Genomic DNA, 19,125 nt, shown 5'->3' with positions numbered 1-19,125 from the left:
TCAAGATGAAGCTAGGCGGACTCAGCCCTGTCGCATACAGAGCCAAGTCCGCCATGGCTTAATCAATAGCCGTCCAACTTTTGGGGCGCACTTCAGAATGCGATCAGCTGTGGGAGGGGCTTCAGCCGCGAGCTCTTGATCTTTCACAGCATCATAAAAAACCGGGCACAAGGCCCGGTTTTTTTATCCTGCAAAACTCCTCTACATATTGGCTTCGGCGTACTCCGCCAGCACCGAACGGGGCACCCCTTGCAGGGTGATGTGCACCCCATGGGGGAAGTCTTTGAAGCGTTCGGTCAGGTAAGTCAGGCCCGAGCTGGGCGCCGACAGGTACGGTGTGTCGATCTGCGCCAGGTTGCCCAGGCACACCACTTTGGAACCGGTACCGGCACGGGTGATGATGGTTTTCATCTGGTGCGGGGTCAGGTTCTGGCATTCGTCGATCAGGATCAGGCTCTGCTGGAAGCTGCGCCCGCGGATGTAGTTGAGCGATTTGAACTGCAACGGCACCTTGCCGAGGATGTAATCCACGCTGCCGTGGGTGTTCTCGTCGTCCATGTGCAGGGCTTCGAGGTTGTCGGTGATGGCGCCCAGCCAGGGCTCCATTTTTTCCGCTTCGGTGCCGGGCAGAAAACCGATCTCCTGGTCCAGCCCCTGCACGCTGCGGGTGGCGATGATGCGCCGGTAGCGCTTGGTAACCATGGTCTGTTCGATGGCGGCCGCCAGGGCCAGGATGGTTTTCCCCGAACCGGCGGCGCCGGAGAGGTTGACCAGGTGGATGTCCGGATCGAGCAAGGCAAACAGCGCCAGGCTCTGGTAGATGTCCCGTGGGCGCAGGCCCCAGGCTTCCTGGTGCAGCAACGGCTCCTGGTGCAGGTCGAGAATCAGCAGCTCATCGGCTTTGATGCCTTTGACCCAGCCGACAAACCCCTGCTCGTCGATGATGAATTCGTTGATGTGCACGGCCGGCAGGTTGTCGGTCATCTGCACACGGTGCCAGGCGCGGCCACGGTCCTGACGGGTGTCCACCTTGCTGACGCGGTCCCAGAACGAGCCGGTCAGGGTGTGATAACCACGGGGCAACAGCGAGATGTCGTCGACCAACTGGTCGGTGTGATAGTCCTCGGATTCAATGCCACAGGCGCGCGCTTTGAGGCGCATGTTGATGTCTTTGGTGACCAGCACCACCGACAGACCCGGCTTGCGTGCTTTGAGGTCTACCAGCTGGTTGATGATTTTGTTGTCGTTGAGGTCTTCCGGCAGCCACGTGATGGGCTCGGCACGACGGCTCATGAGAATGGAGAGGTAACCGCAGGGACCGCTTTTGTCGCGCTGGATGGCGACACCATGTTCCACTTCTTCGGGGGAGGCACCGCCGAGGATCTTGTCGATCAGGCGGATGGCTTGCCTACATTCTGCGGCGACGCCTTGCTTGCCAGTTTTGAGCTTGTCCAGTTCCTCAAGGACGGTCATCGGGATGGCGACGTGGTGTTCCTGGAAGTTCAGCAGGGCGTTGGGGTCGTGGATCAGAACGTTGGTATCGAGGGCGTAGAGGATTGGAGCAGTAGGGCTGGAGCGTCCGTGGTCATCCATACTCGGTCACCTTCTTATAGGAGCCAAGCGACGGAATGCCGGAACAGCGCTCCGCCGCACAAACCGTCAATATCCCCGGCCGCGGCGGAGGAAAACTGTACACATCAACTGTGCTGCAGCATTTGGCGGTCTGCCTTTTAGATACTCCAAAAAACGTGACAGGAAAAAGTAATTTTTGCGTTTGCCGGGTTTATTTTTCAGTGCGACGAAAAGCCCTTGGCGTACCCGCACCGTCTCGTTAAAGTCGGAAGTCCGGCTAGCGTCAAACAGCCGTTGCCTACATACATTTTCCGTATGCGGGCCCGCTGCACTCTCCCTCCCCGACTTGCCCCCTTTAAGCACTGCGCCCGATACAAGGCACGAGCACTGCCGTGCGAACTGGTATGATGCGCCGCTTTTTTCGCCGCACCTCGCTACCGAGAACGGGCAATACCAGCGCCATCCAGGCGGCTGTGCTTTGCTTCTCGGTAGCTGAACAAGACGGCCACTGATCACATCCGCGGAGCCCGCCCATGCTGGAAAGACTGTTCCAACTCAACGCACACAACACCAACGTGCGCACCGAGGTCCTTGCCGGGATCACGACTTTCCTGACCATGGCCTACATCCTGTTCGTCAACCCGAGCATCCTCGGCGAGACCGGCATGGACAAAGGCGCGGTCTTTGTCGCTACCTGCCTGGCCGCCGCCATCGGTTCGGCGATCATGGGTTTCATTGCCAACTACCCAATCGCCCTCGCCCCGGGCATGGGCCTGAACGCCTTCTTTACCTACACCGTGGTGCTGCACATGGGCCACACCTGGCAGGTGGCGCTCGGCGCGGTGTTTCTGTCGGCCTGCATGTTCTTTCTGCTGTCGATCTTTCGCATCCGTGAATGGATCATCAACAGCATCCCGCTGGAGCTGCGCTCGGCCATTGCCGCCGGTATCGGCCTGTTCCTGGCGCTGATCGCGCTGAAAGAAGCCGGCATCGTCATCGCCAACCCGGCCACCCTGGTGGGCATGGGCGACCTCAGCAAGCCGGAGCCGCTGCTGGCCATCCTCGGCTTCTTTATCATCGTTGCCCTCGAAGCGCGCAAGATCACCGGCGCCGTGCTGATCGGCATTCTGGTCACCACTGCTGCCGGCATCGCCCTGGGCGTGTCGCAGTTCGGTGGAGTGTTCTCGATGCCACCATCGCTGGCGCCGACCTTTATGCAGCTGGATATCAAAGGCGCGCTGAATATCGGCCTGGTCACCGTGGTGTTCGCGTTCCTGTTTGTGGATATCTTCGACAACTCCGGCACCCTGATTGCCGTGGCCAAGAAAGCCGGCCTGATGCGCGCCGACGGCCATATGCCGAAGATGGGCCGCGCCCTGATCGCCGACAGCAGCGCGGCGATGGTCGGCTCGGTACTGGGTACCTCGACCACCACCAGCTATATCGAATCCGCTGCGGGCGTCAGTGCCGGTGGCCGTACTGGTCTGACCGCTGTCGTCGTCGCCATTCTGTTCCTGTTCGCGCTATTCCTTGCCCCCCTGGCGGGTAGCGTTCCGGCCTTCGCCACTGCCCCGGCCCTGCTGTTCGTGGCCGTACTGATGACCGCCGGCCTGGCGGAAATCGAATGGAGCGACATCACCGTCGCCGCCCCGGTGGTGATCACCGCCCTGGCCATGCCGCTGACCTTCTCCATCGCCAACGGCATCGCCTTTGGTTTTATCGCCTGGACCGTCATCAAGCTGTTGGCCGGCCGCGGCCGTGAGCTGAGCCCGGCACTGGTGATTTTGTCGATTCTGTTCGTGATCAAGCTGGGTTGGTTCAACGCATGAGTGCGCCGCAATTCGACCCAAGCCGCTACGACGCCCAACTGGCAGAAAAGAAACAGCGCCTGCAAGACCTGCTGGCGCCCTTCGACGCTCCGGCGCCACAGGTATTCGAATCGCCGCGCGAGCACTACCGCCTGCGCGCCGAGTTCCGTTTGTGGCGTGAAGGCGAAGAGCGCTTCTACGCCATGTTCGCCGCCGGCGACAAACACACGCCGATCCTGCTGGAAGACTTCCCCATCGCCAGCCAACCCATCAATGAGCTGATGCCGCGGCTGAAAGCCGCCTGGCAAGGCAGCAAGGCGCTGGGCTTCAAGCTGTTTCAGGTGGAATTTCTCACCACCCTGGCCGGCGATGGCCTGATCACCCTGTGCTACCACCGCCCGCTGAATGACGAGTGGCAAGCGGCGGCCACCGAGTTGGCAGCCGAACTGGGCGTCAGCATCGTCGGCCGCTCCCGCGGCCAGCGCCTGGTGGTGGGCCGTGACTACGTGGTGGAAAAACTCGACGTTGCCGGCCGCACCTTCAGCTACCGGCAACCCGAAGGCGCCTTCACCCAGCCCAACGGCACGGTCAACCAGCACATGCTCAACTGGGCCTATGAAGCCCTCGGCACGCGCAGCGACGACCTGTTGGAGCTGTACTGCGGCAACGGCAACTTCACCCTGCCGCTGGCCACCCGCGTGCGCAAGGTGCTGGCCACCGAGATCAGCAAGACCTCGGTGAATGCTGCCCTGGCCAACCTGGATGACAACCAGGTGGGCAACGTCACCCTGGTGCGGCTGTCCGCCGAGGAGCTGACCGAAGCCCTGAATGAAGTGCGCCCGTTCCGCCGCTTGCAGGGCATCGACCTCAAGGCCTATGAGTTCGGCAGCGTATTCGTCGACCCTCCGCGCGCCGGCATGGACCCGGACACCTGCGAACTGACCCGGCGTTTCGACAACATCCTGTACATCTCCTGCAACCCGGAGACGCTGGCCGCCAACATCGCGCAGCTTAATGACACGCACCGAGTTGAGCGGTGTGCGTTGTTTGATCAGTTTCCGTATACGCACCATATGGAATCTGGGGTTCTGCTGGTTCGCCGTTAAGCCCGCCCCTCTCCCCTAGCCCCTCTCCCGTAAACGGGAGAGGGGAACCTCTTCGCCGCTTTCCCCGCCAACGCGATCTGCCCCCTCTCCCGCTAGGCCGGCCGGGCAGGCGAGAGGGCTGGGGAGAGGGCAGCCCTTGAAAACTTGTACAAGAAACTTGACCTGTACAACCACTCATCTATGCTGCCCCCTAAAGCTGTACAAGAACTCAATCTTGTACAACTAACCCACAGGGGCCGTCATGGGTCAGAGCAAGCCGAAAATCGCCATCAGCGCCTGTTTACTGGGCGATGAAGTGCGCTTCAACGGCGGGCACAAACGCTCGGAGCTGTGTACCGAGCGGCTGGCCGAGCATGTGGAATTTGTCCGTGTCTGCCCGGAAGTCGCCATCGGCCTTGGCACGCCGCGCGAGCCGATCCGCCTGGTGGGCGATATCGCGGCCCCACGAGCGATAGGCAGCGTGCACAACGAACTCGACGTCAGCGACGCCCTGCACGACTACGGCACGCAAATGGCCGAGCAGTTGCGCGGTATCAGCGGCTACATCTTTATGCAGAAGTCGCCGTCGTGCGGGTTGTACCGCGTCAAGGTTTACGGCCCCAAAGGTTTGCCTGAAGCCGGTGGCGGACGCGGTCTGTACGCGGCGGCATTCTGCGCCGAACACCCGGATTTGCCGGTGGAGGAAGAAGGCCGCCTGAACGACCCGGTGCTGCGGGAAAACTTTCTCACCCGGGTTTTCGCCTATGCCGACTGGCAGCAGCTGCTGGCTGACGGCCTTACCTCGCGCGCCCTCACCCACTTCCACGCCCGCTACAAATACCTGCTGCTCGCCACCCACCCCGAACAGTACCGGGCGCTGGGCCAGTTGCTCGGTGGCCTGAACAAACACAACCTGCACGAGCTGGCGCCGCGCTACTTCAGCGCGCTGATGGAGGCACTGCAGAAGTGCGCCACACGCGGCACCCACAGCAACGTGCTGCAGCACATCAGCGGCCACCTGAAGCAAACCCTGAGTGCCGACGAAAAAACCGAAATGCAGCAGTTGATCGAGCAGTACCGCCGTGGCTATGTGCCGCTGGTGGTGCCACTGACCCTGCTCAAGCACCACTTTCTCTTGCACCCCGATCGCTACATTGCGCAGCAGGTATACCTGCAGCCCCACCCGGCCAACCTCAGCCTGCGCAATGCGCTCTGACCTGGAACCTGAACGCACCATGAGCAAACACGCCACCCACGTCGACGAGCCTGAAGACAGCACTGACGCTGAACTGCAGGCCGCGCTCGCCAACAACCTGCTGCCGATTCGCGAGGTGTCGCGCATCACCGGGGTCAACCCGGTCACCCTGCGCGCCTGGGAACGCCGCTACGGCCTGATCGTGCCGCAGCGCACGGCCAAAGGGCATCGCCTGTACACCCAGGAGCACATCGAACGTATCCAGGCGATTCTCACCTGGCTGAATCGCGGCGTGGCCGTCAGTCAGGTCAAGGCGCTACTGAAAACCGCCGCCCTGCCCAATGCCCATGTCGACAGCGACGGCTGGCAAAACGCCCGCGCCGCCCTGCTGAGCGCCATCAGTGAACAGGCCGAGCGGCGCCTGGACGATGCCTTCAAACGCGTCGAGCAGCTGTACCCGCCCAAACTGCTCTGCGAACAGCTGCTGTTGCCGTTGCTGGCCGAGCTGGAACAACGCTGGCAAGGGCAGTTCGGCGCCCGTCTGGAGCAGGTGTTTTTCTACTCCTGGCTGCGCAGCAAACTGGGCGCGCGCATCTACCACAACAACCGCCAACTGGGCGGCGCGCCGCTGCTGTTGGTGAACCTCTCCGACCTGCCGATGGAGCCGGCGCTCTGGCTGTCGGCCTGGCTGCTGAGCAGCGCCGATTGCGCCGTGGACGTGTTCGATTGGCCGCTGCCGCCGCTGGAACTGGCGCTGGCCATCGAGCACATCAAGCCGCGCGCCACCCTGCTGTATTCCGGCCAGGCACTGGTGGGCGCGCAATTGCCCAAACTGCTCGCCGACAGCAGCTGCCCGCGCCTGTTGGTCGGGCCCACTGTGCGTATTCACCAGGCCGACCTGCTCGCCCTGCAAACCCAGCTCAACGGCCTGCACCTGGCCGATGACCCATTGCTGGCCCTGGAAACCCTGCAGCAGCTCGACCTGCTCGGTCCGCAAAAAGGCAAACCGTGATGCGCCAGCTGATCTGGTTTCGCACCGACCTGCGGGTGCAGGACAACAGCGCCCTGGCCGCCGCTATGCAAGCCGGGCCGACCGTCGCGGTGTTTCTGCTCAGCCCCGGGCAATGGCAGCAGCACGACGATGCGCCGTGCAAAGTCGACTTCTGGCTGCGCAACCTGCAGCACCTGAGCGAAGCCCTCGGGCAGTTGGGTGTGCCACTGTTGATCCGCCACGCCGACACCTGGGAGCAGGCGCCGCAGGTGCTCGCCGAGCTGTGCAATGAGCATGAGATCGGCTGCGTGCAGGTCAACGAGGAATACGGCGTCAACGAAACCCGGCGCGACCATGCGGTGGCCGATCGTCTCGGCGAACAGGGCATCCACTGGCACAGTCACCTCGACCAGTTGCTGTTCCAGCCGGGTAGCGTGCTGACCAAGGCCGGCAACTACTTCCAGGTGTTCAGCCAGTTCCGCAAGGTCTGCTACAGCCGCCTGCACACCGCCCTGCCGCCACTGGTAGCGCTGCCGCACAAGCAGCAGGCGCTGGGTATCAAAGCGGACGCGGTACCCGCCGCAGTGCCCGGTTTCGCCACACCAGATAACAGCCTGCAAGCCCTCTGGCCAGCCGGCGAAGCCGAGGCCCACGAGCGCCTGGAAACCTTCGCCGACGAGGCGATCGGCTATTACCACGAACAGCGCGACCTGCCGGCCAAACCCGGCACCAGCCAGCTCTCCACCTACCTCGCCGCCGGGGTTCTGTCGCCACGCCAATGCCTGCACCGCGCGCTGATGAGCAACCAGGGTGAGTTCGAAAGTGGCAACACCGGGGTCATCACCTGGATCAACGAACTGCTCTGGCGCGAGTTCTACAAACATATCCTCGCCGGCTACCCACGGGTGTCACGCCACCGCGCCTTCCGCCAGGAAACCGAAGCCCTGCCCTGGCGCGATGCACCGCAAGACCTCGCCGCCTGGCAACAAGGCCGCACCGGCATTCCGTTGATCGATGCGGCCATCGCGCAACTGCTGGCCACCGGCTGGATGCACAACCGCCTGCGCATGGTGGTGGCGATGTTTCTGACCAAGAACCTGCTGATCGACTGGCGTGAGGGCGAGCGCTTTTTCATGCGCCACCTGATCGACGGCGACCTCGCCGCCAACAACGGTGGCTGGCAGTGGAGCGCGTCGACCGGTACCGATTCGGTGCCCTACTTCCGCATTTTCAATCCGGTCAGCCAGTCACAACGCTTCGACCCACAAGGCCGTTTCATTCGCCATTGGCTGCCACAGTTGGCAGACCTCAGCGACAAGGACGTGCACAACCCGGCCACGCGCAAAGGCGGCGATCTGTTCGCCAGCCTCGCGTACCCCGCACCCATCGTCGACCTGAGCAGCAGCCGCGCCCGTGCCCTGAGTGCCTTCAAAGGCCTGGGTGAGGCCAAGCTGCCACCCCTGTTCGACGATGACAGCGAAGCCCCCTGGAGGGACTGATGCGATGAAGTTCGAACGCGCCGACGCACTCAACCCTGAACAACTGCAACGCGAGTTTCTGCAGCGTTTTGCCACGGCTTTCGCCAGCCTGAATGCCGATAACCTAGAGCGCCTCGGCGAGCTCTATACCGAGGACGTGCGCTTTCAAGACCCGCTGCATGAGATCCACGGCCTGCCTGCGCTGCAGGAGTATTTCCGCGAGCTGTACGCCAACGTCGCGGAGCTGCATTTCCAGTTCTACGGTTTCGACCAGCTGTATCCCGGTGCCGGTTACCTGCGCTGGAAAATGACTTATCGCCACCCGCGCCTGAAGGGCGGCCAACTGATCGAAGTGCAGGGCTGCTCGCACCTGCTGTGGCGCGACAAGGTTTACGCCCACCGCGACTACTTCGATGCCGGCGCCCTGCTGTACGAGCATCTGCCGCTGCTGGGCCGGGTCATTCGCTGGCTCAAAGGCCGGCTGGTATGAGCAACGCCCGACGCATCTGGCTGACCGGCGCCAGCAGTGGCATTGGCGCCGCGCTGGCCGAACAGCTGTTGGCCAGCGGTGCACGCCTGGTACTCAGTGCCCGCCGCGCGGAACCGCTGCACGCCCTGGCCGCCCGTTACCCCCAGCAAGTGCTGGTGTTGCCGGGCGATCTCGGTGATGCCGAGCAAGTGCGCGCCATCGGTGAGCAGATAGCCCAGCAATGGGGGGCGCTGGATGGCGCCATTCTGAATGCCGGCACCTGTGAATACATCGAGGCCGCGCATTTCGAAGCGGCGATGGTCGAGCGCGTGCTGCGCGCCAACCTGCTGTCTGCCAGCTACTGCATCGAAGCCGCGCTGCCGCTGTTGCGTGTCGGGCACCAGCCGCATCTGGTGGCGGTGGCCAGTTCGGTGACTTACCTGCCGCTGCCGCGCGCCGAAGCCTATGGCGCGTCGAAAGCCGGCCTGCGCTATTTGCTGCAAGCGCTGCGCATTGACCTGGCGGCCGAGGGCATCGACGTCACCCTGGTCAGCCCCGGTTTTGTCGATACGCCGCTGACCGCCCGCAACGACTTCGCCATGCCCATGCGCTGGTCAGCGGCAAAAGCCGCCGCGCATATCACCAAACGCCTGGATAAACGCCCTTATGAAATCGCTTTTCCCGGCCCCTTTATTGCCATTCTGAAACTGCTCGCCAGTCTGCCCGTCGGCCTGCAACTGGCGCTCGGCAAACGCATGGCGCGCACCGAAAACAGCAAGGACGCGTGATGAAAATCGCCATTATCGGCAGCGGTATTTCCGGCCTGACCACGGCCTACCTGCTCAACCGCCAGCACGATATTCAAGTGTTCGAAGCCAGTGACTGGATTGGCGGCCACACCCATACCGTGGACGTACAGGTGGACGTGCGCAGCTATGCCATCGACACCGGTTTTATCGTCTTCAACGACTGGACCTACCCCAACTTCATGCGCCTGCTCAGCCAGCTGCAGGTGGCTTATCAGCCGACCGAGATGAGCTTTTCGGTGCGCGACCAGCAAAGCGGCGTGGAATACAACGGCAACACCCTCAACAGCCTGTTCGCGCAACGGCGCAACCTGCTGTCGCCGCTGTTCTGGGGCATGTTGCGCGACATTCTGCGGTTCAACCGCGAGGCCATCGACGACCTGCAGCAGCAACGTATCGACGCCGCCACCACGCTGGGCAGCTACCTGCAGACACGCGGCTACCGGCAACGTTTTATCGACCATTACATCGTGCCCATGGGGGCGGCGATCTGGTCGATGTCGCTGGGTGAAATGCTCAATTTCCCGCTGCAGTTTTTTGTCCGCTTCTTTAAAAATCACGGCCTGTTGTCAGTAACCAATCGCCCCCAGTGGCACGTGGTGAGCGGCGGCTCGCGCAGCTATGTGGAACCGTTGTGCGCCTCGTTCCGTCAGCACATCCGGCTTAACTGCCCGGTGCACCAGGTCGAGCGCGACGCGCTGGGTGTGACGGTGCATAGCGCCCAGGGCAGTGAACGTTTCGACAAAGTGGTATTTGCCTGCCACAGCGACCAGGCCCTGCGCCTGCTGGCCAAACCCAGCCAGGCCGAACAGAGCATTCTCGGCGCCCTGCCCTACGCCGATAACGAGGTGGTATTGCACACCGACACCCGCCTGTTGCCCAAGCGCCGGCTGGCCTGGGCCAGCTGGAACTATCACCTTGAAGGCCAGCTCGACGGCGACCGCAGCCGCGCGGCGGCGGTGACCTACAACATGAATATCCTCCAGGGTATCCACAGCGACACCACGTTCTGCGTCAGCCTCAATCAGAACGAGGCCATTGACCCTGCTACCGTGCTGTCGCGCCACACCTATGCCCATCCGCAATACAGCCTGGCCGGCGTCGCCGCTCAGGCGCGCTGGCACGAGCTGGTCGGCGCGCAACACAGCTATTACTGCGGCGCCTATTGGGCCAACGGTTTTCACGAAGACGGCGTGGTCAGCGCCCTGCGTGTGGCCAACGCATTCGGCGAGGCCCTGTGATGAACAGCGCCCTGTACAGCGGCTGGGTTGAGCACCGGCGCTTCAGCCCGCGCGCCCACGCGTTTCGCTACCGCATGGGCCTGCTGTTTCTCGACCTTGATGAACAGGAACAGGTGCTGGCTTTATCGCCGCTGGCAGGTCGTGGGCGCTGGTCGCCGTTCGCCTTTCGCGAAGGGGATTTCCTCCCCAGTTTTACCCAGCAGGGCATACGCCTGGGCGATGCGGTGCGCCAGGTGGTCAGCGAGGCACTGGGACACCCCTTGTTAGGGCGCATCTGTCTGTTGGCGCAACCGCGCAGTTGGGGGCTGGCGTTTAACCCGGCGAGTTTTTTCTACTGCTACGACAGCGTCGGGCAACTGCAGGCGGTGCTCTGCGAAGTCCGCAATACGCCGTGGCAGGAGCGCTACCACTACGTCCTGCCCTGCCCCGATGGCGAGCCTGGCCCTTATCACGTGCGGGTGCCCAAAGCCTTCCATGTGTCGCCGTTCTTACCGCGCGAGCTGGAATACCGCATGAGCTTCAGCCTGCCCAGCGCCCGTCTCGGCGTGCACATGGCCGACTGGCAAGGCGAGCTCAAACTGTTCGACGCCAGCCTCAGCCTGCAACGCCGGGAATTGTCCCGCGCCAGCCTGCATGGCCACCTGCTCAGTTTCCCCTGGATGACCGCCAAAACCCTGTTGGCCATCTATTGGCAGGCCCTGCGCCTGCTGCTTAAACGCACCCCTCTGTTTTCCCACCAGCCAGCGCAAGGTTCTGTGCGCGTGGCCTCGCCGGACCGCCCGCATGAAAAGCCCTAGCCTCAGCAGTAAAACCTTTATCCGCAGTGGCGCCGGCATCGGTGCCAACTTGCTGCGCCGTGCCGTATTGCGCCTGCTCGGGCAGTTGCGACATGGCCAACTGAGCATCGTCGAAAATGGCGAACGCTTGGTATTCGGCCAACCCGGTGCGGCGCTGCAGGCCGAGATCCAGGTGCTCGACCCGGCGGTTTGGGCGCTGGTGGCCAGTAACGGCTCGATAGGTTCAGGTGAGGCGTATATCCACGGTTACTGGAGCAGCCCGGACCTCACGGCGGTGGTGCGTGTGTTCGTCTGCAACCTTGATCTGCTGGATGCCATGGAGCGCGGCCTGGCGCAGTTAAGTCGGCCGCTGATTGCCGGCCTGCACTGGCTGAACCGCAACACCCGCGAAGGCTCGCAAAAGAACATCGCCGCCCACTACGACCTCGGCAACGACCTGTTCGAACAATTTCTCGACCCCACCATGATGTACTCGGCGGCCATGTTCCAACGTGCCGACGACAGCCTCGAACAGGCACAACTGAACAAGCTCGAACGCATCTGCCAGAAGCTCGCGTTGAAACCCACTGACCACCTGCTGGAAATCGGCACCGGCTGGGGCAGTATGGCCATCTATGCGGCGGTGCATTACGGCTGCCGGGTGACCACCACCACGCTGTCGCGCGAGCAGTTCGCCTATACCCAGCAGCGCATCGAAGCGCAGGGGCTGCAAGAGCGCGTCACCCTGCTGCTGCAGGACTACCGCGACCTCGACGGCCAGTACGACAAGCTGGTGTCGATCGAGATGATCGAAGCGGTCGGCCACAGTTTTCTGCCCACCTATTTCAAGCAATGCGCACACCTGCTCAAGGACGACGGCCTGATGCTGCTGCAGGCCATCACCATCCGCGACCAGCGTTACGAGCAAGCCAAGCGCAGCGTCGACTTCATTCAGCGCTACATCTTCCCCGGCGGCGCCCTGCCCTCGCTGAACACCATGCTGACGGTGCTGACCCGCGACACCGACATGAACCTGCTGCACATGGAAGACTTCGGCCTGCACTACGCGCGCACCCTGCGCATGTGGCACGACAACCTGCGCAACGCCCGCCACACCCTGCACGAACGCGGCTACGACGAGGCCTTCTTCCGCCTCTGGGAGTTCTACCTGTGCTACTGCGAAGGCGGCTTTATCGAGCGCACCATTGGCACCGCGCAACTGCTGCTGGCCAAACCGGCGGCGCAAACAGCTCCCTTGCTCGGCCGCTTTGATGCTTAACAACCTGGCGAACGCCGGGCTGTTCCAACTGGCCTGGTTCGCCAGCATTTTCAGCCCGCGCTACCCGGCGCTGTTACTGGTACCGGCGCTGGTGATCGGTCTGCATCTGCTCTGGCTCGGCCGCGGCGAACTGAAGCTGCTGGTGGCGATCACCGTGCTTGGCACCGCCATCGACAGCCTGTTGATGCACGCCGGGCTGTTCGAGTTCGCCGCACCGCGCTGGCTGATTCCGCTCTGGCTGGTGCTGATGTGGCCCCTGCTGGCGACCACCCTGCGCCACTGCCTGGCCTGGACCGCACGGCCCTGGTGGCTGGCGAGCCTGCTCGGCGCCATCAGCGCGCCGCTGTCCTACTACGCGGGTGCACGCCTGGCCGGCGTCGGTTTGCCCTTTGGCCTGTGGCCCAGTCTGTTGGCGTTGGCGGCGTTGTGGGCGGTGCTATTTCCGCTACTCCATCAGTTGGCGCGGCGCCTGCAGCCGGTCGAATTGCAGCCAAGCAGCCAGCGCAGTCTGTAGACTGTCGCCCCCATGAGCACCCTCCCCCCCATTCCCCTCGTCACCCTTGAGCCTACCCCAGCGGTGTCCTGCTCCAACTGCGCGGCCTGCTGCTGCCAGTTGGAAGTGCTGCTGCTCACCGACACCGGGGTGCCCGAGCGTTATATCGACACCGATGAATGGGGTGGAGAGGTGATGGCGCGCCTGGACGATGGCTGGTGCATCGCCCTGGACCGCGACACCATGCGCTGCACCATCTACGAAAACCGCCCCTGGGTGTGCCGGATTTTTGAAGAAGGCTCCCCGGAGTGCCTGGAAGAGCGCGAGCAGCTGACCACCATTTATCGCTAAGGGACTAGGCATGACGTTGCACAGCATTGAACGCATTTATCCAAAGGATCTGGACGCGCAAAACCCTGACGATCAGGCCACCCTGGCCATTCACATGCAGCGCTACGAATTCGCCGCAGGCCTGCTCAGCGGCTCGCGGGTACTGGATATGGCCTGCGGCTGCGGTTACGGCACGGCGCTGCTGGCCGAGCAGAACCCGGACAAACGCGTGATCGGCGTCGACATCGACCCCGACGCCATCGCCTACGCCCAGGCCCACTACCAACTGCCCAACCTCAGCTACGTTTGCGCCAACGCCGAAACCTTTGCCAGCGAGCACGGCTTCGACACCATCGTCAGCCTGGAAACCATCGAACACCTGCCCAGCCCCAGCCGCCTGGTGAGTAACTACAGCAAGCTGCTGGCCAAAGGCGGCCAGGTGATCGCCTCAGTGCCGATCACCCCGACCCTGGATGGCAACCCGCACCACCTGCATGACTTCAGCAAACGCTCATTTGCCCGCCTGTTCGGCAACCAGGGTTTGCGCGCCGTGGCGCAGTTCGAGCAGATCCAGTGGTGGCAGTTCAAAGGGCTGTTCAGCAAAAAGGCCGACCACCAGAAGCAACACCGCTCCGAAGGCGTCGGCAATGCGGTGCTGCAGTACTACCGCCAACACCCCTTCTACCTGCTCGCCCGCCTCGGCTCGATGCTGCGCTACGGCTTCAGCAACCGTTACCTGACCTGCCAGTTCAAGGCCGACTGAAGGCCGAATGTCGCACAAAATCCAGCCGCGCCGCCGTTGATCTTTTAAGCCACAACTCGGTCGCGAGTTCCGGGGCTAAGGTCAGGCAAGGCGCGCTCGGGAGGGAAAGCGGAGCGTACTTAAGTACGTGAGCATTTACCGAGCGAGCGCAACGCAGCATGACCGACGACCCGGAGCTCGCATACAAAAAAGCCCCGCCGAAGCGGGGCTTTTCATCTAGCGCGAGGGTTACAAATAGAACGCCTTCAGCGGCGGGAAGCCGTTGAATTCGACGGCACTGTAGCTGGTGGTGTAGGCACCGGTGGACAGCCAGTACAGGCGGTCACCGATGGCCAGGTTCAGCGGCAGGCCGTACTTGTAGTTCTCGTACATGATGTCGGCGCTGTCGCAGGTCGGGCCGGCGATCACCACCTCTTCCATCTCGCCTTTCTTCTCGGTCCAGATCGGGAACTTGATCGACTCGTCCATGGTTTCGATCAGGCCGGAGAACTTGCCCACGTCCACGTACACCCAACGCTCGACGGCGGTACGCGACTTACGCGCCACCAGCACCACTTCGCTGACCAGAATGCCGGCGTTGGCGATCAGCGAGCGGCCTGGCTCCAGAATGATTTCCGGCAGGTCATCACCGAAGTCTTCCTTGAGGAAGCGAATGATCTCTTCGGCGTAGGTTTCCAGGCTGTTGGTGCGGGTGATGTAGTTGGCCGGGAAGCCACCGCCCATGTTGATCAGTTTCAGTTCGATGCCGTCTTCTTCTTTCAGACGCTCGAAAATCACTTTGACCTTGGCAATCGCCGCGTCCCACACCGAGATATCACGCTGCTGCGAACCGACGTGGAACGACAGGCCGTAAGGCACCAGGCCCAGGTCACGGGCGAGGATCAACAGGTCCATGGCCATGTCGGTCTGGCAGCCGAACTTGCGCGACAGTGGCCAGTCAGCGGTGGTCGAGCCTTCGGTGAGAATGCGCACATAGACTTTCGAGCCCGGCGCGGCCTTGGCAATGTTGCGCAGGTCGGCTTCCGAGTCGGTAGCGTAGAGGCGCACGCCCTTCTCGTAGAAGTAACGGATGTCTTTGGATTTCTTGATGGTGTTGCCGTAGCTCATGCGCTCCGGGCCGACACCGGCGGACAGCACCTTGTCCAGCTCGTAGATCGAAGCGATGTCGAAGTTCGAGCCTTTGTCGCGCAGCAGCTCAATGATCTCGATGGCCGGGTTGGCCTTGACGGCGTAGTACACCTTGGCGAATTCGAAACCGGCGCGCAGGTCATCGTAGGCCTGGCTGATGATGTTGGTATCGATGACCACGAACGGGGTTTCTTGCTTATCGGCGAAAGCCTTCATTTTTTCGAAGGTAGCGCGCGGGTAGTAGTCTTCCACCTGAATCGACATGCGAGGGACTCCATGGGCAAAACAAACAAAGGTAGTTAGGGGTGGCTTTGTGACAAAGCCGCGAACGTCTAATCCGTTTCCCCACTTTGGTTCGCCTACTTCCCAAGGCTTGTCGCCGAGTATCGAATTCGATCTCTCGTCGTCAGTACTTGAGCCGCATGGATCGTTTCCAGCATGGACGTTCGGGCGCGAACTTTAGGAGCATGTGGGGGCAAGATCAATCAAAAAATGCCGCTGTTTTGCACCTATTTGTCGCCTCGTTTTGGATAACAAACAAAACGTCCGAAATGCTGCACAAACCGTTGCCAATCAAGGGTTGCAGCGTAGGTGCCTGGGTCAGTGTCCGAGTCTTTTTTGACAGACCGACTATCACCCTGAGGGTTCCTTCGGACTGACCTGCGGGCAGCAACCCCGCCACTGGGCTCGCCACGCCCAAACGCGACGGGCATCCTGTATACTTCGCGGCCAATTTCCAGCTCCACGACCAGGTTCTCGCATGACCACTCAGGCCGCCGAAGTCGCGAAACGCCGCACGTTCGCGATCATTTCCCACCCCGACGCCGGTAAAACCACCATTACCGAAAAGCTCCTGCTGATGGGCAAGGCCATTGCCGTGGCCGGTACGGTGAAGTCGCGCAAGTCCGACCGCCATGCGACGTCCGACTGGATGGAAATGGAGAAACAACGTGGTATTTCCATCACCACCTCGGTGATGCAGTTCCCCTACCGCGAGCACATGATCAACCTGCTCGACACCCCCGGCCACGAAGACTTCTCCGAAGACACCTACCGCACCCTGACCGCGGTGGACTCGGCACTGATGGTGCTCGACGGCGGTAAGGGTGTTGAGCCACGGACCATCGCCCTGATGGACGTTTGCCGCCTGCGCGACACGCCCATCGTCAGCTTTATCAACAAGCTCGACCGCGACATCCGCGATCCGATCGAACTGCTCGACGAGATCGAAGCGGTCCTCAAGATCAAAGCCGCGCCAATCACCTGGCCAATCGGTTGCTACCGCGACTTCAAAGGCGTGTACCACCTGGCGGACGACTACATCATTGTCTACACCGCCGGCCACGGCCATGAACGCACCGAAGTGAAGATCATCGAGAAGCTCGACTCCGATGAAGCCCGCGCCCACCTGGGTGACGAGTACCAGCGCTTTGTCGATCAGCTCGAACTGGTACAAGGCGCCTGCCACGAGTTCGATCAGCAGGAGTTCCTCGACGGCAAACTGACCCCGGTGTTCTTCGGTACCGCCCTGGGCAACTTCGGTGTCGACCATGTGCTGGACGCCGTCGTTGACTGGGCGCCCCGCCCGCTGCCACGGGTGGCCAACGAGCGCACCGTGGAACCGGTGGAAGAGAAATTCAGCGGCTTCGTGTTCAAGATCCAGGCGAACATGGACCCCAAACACCGCGACCGGATTGCCTTTATGCGCATCTGCTCGGGCAAGTACGAGAAAGGCATGAAAATGCGCCACGTGCGCCTCGGCAAAGAAGTGCGCATCGGCGATGCGCTGACCTTCTTCTCCTCCGAGCGTGAGCAACTGGAAGAAGCGTTTGCCGGCGACATCATCGGCCTGCACAACCACGGCACCATCCAGATTGGCGACACCTTCACCGAAGGCGAGAACCTCGGCTTCACCGGTATTCCGCACTTCGCCCCGGAACTGTTCCGCCGCGTGCGTCTGAAAGACCCGCTGAAATCCAAGCAACTGCGCCAGGGCCTGCAAGAACTGGCCGAAGAAGGCGCCACCCAGGTGTTCTTCCCCGAGCGCAGCAACGACATCATCCTCGGCGCCGTCGGTGTGCTGCAGTTCGACGTGGTCGCAAGCCGCCTGAAAGGCGAATACAAGGTGGAGTGCCAGTACGAGCCGATCACCGTGTGGTCCGCGCGCTGGATCGACAGCAGCGATAAGAAGAAGCTCGAGGAGTTCAAAGTCAAGGCGGTGGAAAACTTGGCCATTGATGGTGGCGGGCATTTGACCTACCTGGCACCGACGCGGGTGAATTTGGCGTTGATGGAAGAGCGTTGGCCGGAGATTAAATTCAGGGCTACGCGCGAGCATCATTGATCGGCGGAGAATCGCGTAAAAGCACCCTCACCCCTGCCCCTCTCCCGTAAACGGGAGAGGGGTTCTAATCGCGGTCAGCTTGTCTCCCCTCGCCCGCTTGCGGGAGAGGGGCCGGGGGTGAGGGCCGCTCTTGCTGCTCCAACCAAGTCTGCATCGACTCCAGCACGGCCTCCATTTCAAGCAACACCTGATCGTTCCAAAACCTCAGCACCCTATAGCCTTGCCCCTCCAACCATTGAGTCCGACATTGGTCGTAGGCAGCCTGCTCCATATGCTGACCGCCATCCAATTCGACGATCAGCTTCATCTCGCTACACAAGAAATCGACGATGTACCGGCCCAGCGGTACCTGACGCCTAAACTTAAGCCCCATAAAGCGCCGATCACGCAACCGATACCACATCCCCCGCTCCGCCTCCGTCGCCTCCCCCCGCAACCCTTTGGCACGCTCGCGCAAATCCATTTACCCTGTCCCCCATGCACCTCATAGACACCCACACCCACCTCGACTTCCCCGACTTCGACGCCGATCGCGGCCAGCTCCTGGCCAATGCACGAGCGAAAGGAGTTGAGCGCCTGGTAGTACTGGGCGTCTATCAGCGCAACTGGCAGCGGGTATGGGACCTGGCCCAGGAACACGACGGTCTGTATGCCGCCCTCGGCCTGCACCCGGTCTATCTGGAACAACACCAACCCGAGCACCTGCTGGAACTGCGCACCTGGCTGCAACGCCTGAGTGGCGAACACAAGCTGTGTGCCATCGGCGAATTTGGCCTCGACTACTACCTGCCTGAACTGGATCGCGAACGCCAACAGGCGCTGTTCGAAGCCCAGTTGCAACTGGCCGTGGAGTTCGAGTTACCGGTGCTGCTGCATGTGCGCCGCAGCCATGCCCAGGTGATCGCTACCCTCAAGCGTTTCAAGCTCAAACGCGCGGGCATCATCCATGCCTTTGCCGGCAGCTATGAGGAGGCTCGCGAGTACATCAAGCTGGGTTTCAAACTCGGCCTCGGCGGCGCCGCAACCTGGCCGCAGGCATTGCGCTTGCGCAAGGTACTGGCCCAGTTGCCGCTGGACGCGCTGGTGCTGGAAACCGACTCGCCCGATATGGCGCCCGCCATGTACCCCGAGCAGCGCAATAGCCCGGAGCACCTACCGGAGATTTGTGCGGCACTGGCGGAAATTGTCGGGGTGGACGCGCAGGAGTTGGCGCGGGTAAGTTCAGAGAATGCCCGCGCGCTGTTCGGCTGGTGAACCGCTCAGCTTGCCTCCCCTCGCCCGTTTACGGGAGAGGGGCCGGGGAGAGGGCCGCCCCAACCACAAAAACAACAAAGCCGCCCAAAGGCGGCCCTGTCGCTAGCCCAAAA

18 protein-coding genes are annotated in these 19,125 nt (G+C 62.1%); 15 read left to right on the top strand and 3 right to left on the bottom strand.

Annotated elements, in window-relative coordinates:
* Positions 1-201 precede the first annotated feature (201 nt).
* Positions 202-1,593 (bottom strand): PhoH family protein, encoded by a 1,392-nt coding sequence (locus tag C8K61_RS23310; RefSeq protein WP_108098691.1) that lies wholly within the window; start codon positions 1,591-1,593, stop codon positions 202-204.
* Positions 1,594-2,105: 512 nt separating this feature from the next.
* Between C8K61_RS23310 and C8K61_RS23305 the strand changes: the two genes are divergently transcribed.
* The 13 genes from C8K61_RS23305 to C8K61_RS23245 all read left to right on the top strand — a co-directional run bounded on the left by C8K61_RS23305 (position 2,106) and on the right by C8K61_RS23245 (position 14,286).
* Positions 2,106-3,401 (top strand): NCS2 family permease, encoded by a 1,296-nt coding sequence (locus C8K61_RS23305; protein WP_108098690.1) that lies wholly within the window; start codon positions 2,106-2,108, stop codon positions 3,399-3,401.
* Positions 3,398-4,486, top strand: coding sequence for a tRNA (uridine(54)-C5)-methyltransferase TrmA (gene trmA, locus C8K61_RS23300; protein WP_108098689.1), 1,089 nt, complete (start codon positions 3,398-3,400; stop codon positions 4,484-4,486). Before C8K61_RS23305 ends, trmA begins: the two co-directional genes overlap by 4 nt.
* A 241-nt stretch (positions 4,487-4,727) precedes the next feature.
* Positions 4,728-5,681 carry a DUF523 and DUF1722 domain-containing protein gene (locus tag C8K61_RS23295; RefSeq protein ID WP_108098688.1) on the top strand — a complete coding sequence of 318 codons (954 nt, stop codon included), beginning with the start codon at positions 4,728-4,730 and terminating at the stop codon, positions 5,679-5,681.
* A gap of 19 nt (positions 5,682-5,700) precedes the next feature.
* Positions 5,701-6,672 carry a MerR family transcriptional regulator gene (locus tag C8K61_RS23290; RefSeq protein WP_108098699.1) on the top strand — a complete coding sequence of 324 codons (972 nt, stop codon included), beginning with the start codon at positions 5,701-5,703 and terminating at the stop codon, positions 6,670-6,672.
* Positions 6,672-8,150 (top strand): deoxyribodipyrimidine photo-lyase, encoded by a 1,479-nt coding sequence (phrB, locus tag C8K61_RS23285; protein WP_108098687.1) that lies wholly within the window; start codon positions 6,672-6,674, stop codon positions 8,148-8,150. The genes C8K61_RS23290 and phrB overlap by 1 nt, the downstream gene beginning before the upstream one ends.
* Positions 8,151-8,154: 4 nt before the next feature.
* Positions 8,155-8,619 carry a nuclear transport factor 2 family protein gene (locus C8K61_RS23280; RefSeq protein ID WP_108098686.1) on the top strand — a complete coding sequence of 155 codons (465 nt, stop codon included), beginning with the start codon at positions 8,155-8,157 and terminating at the stop codon, positions 8,617-8,619.
* Complete coding sequence (locus C8K61_RS23275; protein ID WP_108098685.1) at positions 8,616-9,386, top strand: SDR family oxidoreductase; 771 nt, start codon at positions 8,616-8,618, stop codon at positions 9,384-9,386. Before C8K61_RS23280 ends, C8K61_RS23275 begins: the two co-directional genes overlap by 4 nt.
* Positions 9,386-10,645, top strand: a complete 1,260-nt coding sequence (locus tag C8K61_RS23270; protein ID WP_108098684.1) for an NAD(P)/FAD-dependent oxidoreductase — start codon at positions 9,386-9,388, stop codon at positions 10,643-10,645. The genes C8K61_RS23275 and C8K61_RS23270 overlap by 1 nt, the downstream gene beginning before the upstream one ends.
* Entirely contained in the window at positions 10,645-11,442 is a 798-nt protein-coding gene (locus C8K61_RS23265; RefSeq protein WP_108098683.1) for a DUF1365 domain-containing protein, read from the top strand. The genes C8K61_RS23270 and C8K61_RS23265 overlap by 1 nt, the downstream gene beginning before the upstream one ends.
* Positions 11,429-12,700, top strand: a complete 1,272-nt coding sequence (locus C8K61_RS23260) for a cyclopropane-fatty-acyl-phospholipid synthase family protein (protein WP_108098682.1) — start codon at positions 11,429-11,431, stop codon at positions 12,698-12,700. The genes C8K61_RS23265 and C8K61_RS23260 overlap by 14 nt, the downstream gene beginning before the upstream one ends.
* The gene (locus C8K61_RS23255; protein ID WP_108098681.1) at positions 12,693-13,214 is read left to right on the top strand and encodes a DUF2878 domain-containing protein; all 522 of its coding nucleotides are present in this window, start codon (positions 12,693-12,695) and stop codon (positions 13,212-13,214) included. Before C8K61_RS23260 ends, C8K61_RS23255 begins: the two co-directional genes overlap by 8 nt.
* Positions 13,215-13,226: 12 nt before the next feature.
* On the top strand, positions 13,227-13,544 hold the full coding sequence (locus tag C8K61_RS23250; RefSeq protein ID WP_108098680.1) for a YkgJ family cysteine cluster protein: 318 nt from the start codon (positions 13,227-13,229) through the stop codon (positions 13,542-13,544).
* A 10-nt stretch (positions 13,545-13,554) separates the two neighbouring features.
* The gene (locus C8K61_RS23245) at positions 13,555-14,286 is read left to right on the top strand and encodes a class I SAM-dependent methyltransferase (RefSeq protein ID WP_256589534.1); all 732 of its coding nucleotides are present in this window, start codon (positions 13,555-13,557) and stop codon (positions 14,284-14,286) included.
* 228 nt (positions 14,287-14,514) lie between these two features.
* Here the strand turns inward: C8K61_RS23245 and C8K61_RS23240 are convergent, their stop codons facing one another.
* Positions 14,515-15,678, bottom strand: a complete 1,164-nt coding sequence (locus C8K61_RS23240; RefSeq protein WP_108098679.1) for a type III PLP-dependent enzyme — start codon at positions 15,676-15,678, stop codon at positions 14,515-14,517.
* A gap of 496 nt (positions 15,679-16,174) precedes the next feature.
* Between C8K61_RS23240 and C8K61_RS23235 the strand changes: the two genes are divergently transcribed.
* Positions 16,175-17,758: a peptide chain release factor 3 gene (locus C8K61_RS23235; protein WP_108098678.1), complete on the top strand. Its 1,584-nt coding sequence runs from the start codon at positions 16,175-16,177 to the stop codon at positions 17,756-17,758.
* Between the two features lie 64 nt (positions 17,759-17,822).
* Here C8K61_RS23235 and C8K61_RS23230 read toward each other — a convergent pair whose 3' ends face one another.
* Positions 17,823-18,221, bottom strand: coding sequence for an endonuclease domain-containing protein (locus C8K61_RS23230; protein ID WP_178086499.1), 399 nt, complete (start codon positions 18,219-18,221; stop codon positions 17,823-17,825).
* A gap of 14 nt (positions 18,222-18,235) precedes the next feature.
* Here C8K61_RS23230 and C8K61_RS23225 point away from each other — a divergent pair, with 14 nt between their 5' ends.
* On the top strand, positions 18,236-19,012 hold the full coding sequence (locus tag C8K61_RS23225; protein ID WP_108098677.1) for a TatD family hydrolase: 777 nt from the start codon (positions 18,236-18,238) through the stop codon (positions 19,010-19,012).
* Positions 19,013-19,125: the final 113 nt, after the last annotated feature.

Source organism: Pseudomonas sp. GV071 (assembly GCF_003050835.1).
Taxonomy (GTDB): domain Bacteria; phylum Pseudomonadota; class Gammaproteobacteria; order Pseudomonadales; family Pseudomonadaceae; genus Aquipseudomonas.
Note: the sequence above shows the minus strand (reverse complement) of the source record. Positions and strands in the feature narration are given on the sequence as shown.

Coding starts and splice junctions, on each gene's coding strand:
- C8K61_RS23310 (WP_108098691.1), bottom strand. CDS start 1,593: ATGGATGACCACGGACGCTCCAGCCCTACTGCTCCAATCCTCTACGCC.
- C8K61_RS23305 (WP_108098690.1), top strand. CDS start 2,106: ATGCTGGAAAGACTGTTCCAACTCAACGCACACAACACCAACGTGCGC.
- trmA (WP_108098689.1), top strand. CDS start 3,398: ATGAGTGCGCCGCAATTCGACCCAAGCCGCTACGACGCCCAACTGGCA.
- C8K61_RS23295 (WP_108098688.1), top strand. CDS start 4,728: ATGGGTCAGAGCAAGCCGAAAATCGCCATCAGCGCCTGTTTACTGGGC.
- C8K61_RS23290 (WP_108098699.1), top strand. CDS start 5,701: ATGAGCAAACACGCCACCCACGTCGACGAGCCTGAAGACAGCACTGAC.
- phrB (WP_108098687.1), top strand. CDS start 6,672: ATGCGCCAGCTGATCTGGTTTCGCACCGACCTGCGGGTGCAGGACAAC.
- C8K61_RS23280 (WP_108098686.1), top strand. CDS start 8,155: ATGAAGTTCGAACGCGCCGACGCACTCAACCCTGAACAACTGCAACGC.
- C8K61_RS23275 (WP_108098685.1), top strand. CDS start 8,616: ATGAGCAACGCCCGACGCATCTGGCTGACCGGCGCCAGCAGTGGCATT.
- C8K61_RS23270 (WP_108098684.1), top strand. CDS start 9,386: ATGAAAATCGCCATTATCGGCAGCGGTATTTCCGGCCTGACCACGGCC.
- C8K61_RS23265 (WP_108098683.1), top strand. CDS start 10,645: ATGAACAGCGCCCTGTACAGCGGCTGGGTTGAGCACCGGCGCTTCAGC.
- C8K61_RS23260 (WP_108098682.1), top strand. CDS start 11,429: ATGAAAAGCCCTAGCCTCAGCAGTAAAACCTTTATCCGCAGTGGCGCC.
- C8K61_RS23255 (WP_108098681.1), top strand. CDS start 12,693: ATGCTTAACAACCTGGCGAACGCCGGGCTGTTCCAACTGGCCTGGTTC.
- C8K61_RS23250 (WP_108098680.1), top strand. CDS start 13,227: ATGAGCACCCTCCCCCCCATTCCCCTCGTCACCCTTGAGCCTACCCCA.
- C8K61_RS23245 (WP_256589534.1), top strand. CDS start 13,555: ATGACGTTGCACAGCATTGAACGCATTTATCCAAAGGATCTGGACGCG.
- C8K61_RS23240 (WP_108098679.1), bottom strand. CDS start 15,678: ATGTCGATTCAGGTGGAAGACTACTACCCGCGCGCTACCTTCGAAAAA.
- C8K61_RS23235 (WP_108098678.1), top strand. CDS start 16,175: ATGACCACTCAGGCCGCCGAAGTCGCGAAACGCCGCACGTTCGCGATC.
- C8K61_RS23230 (WP_178086499.1), bottom strand. CDS start 18,221: ATGGATTTGCGCGAGCGTGCCAAAGGGTTGCGGGGGGAGGCGACGGAG.
- C8K61_RS23225 (WP_108098677.1), top strand. CDS start 18,236: ATGCACCTCATAGACACCCACACCCACCTCGACTTCCCCGACTTCGAC.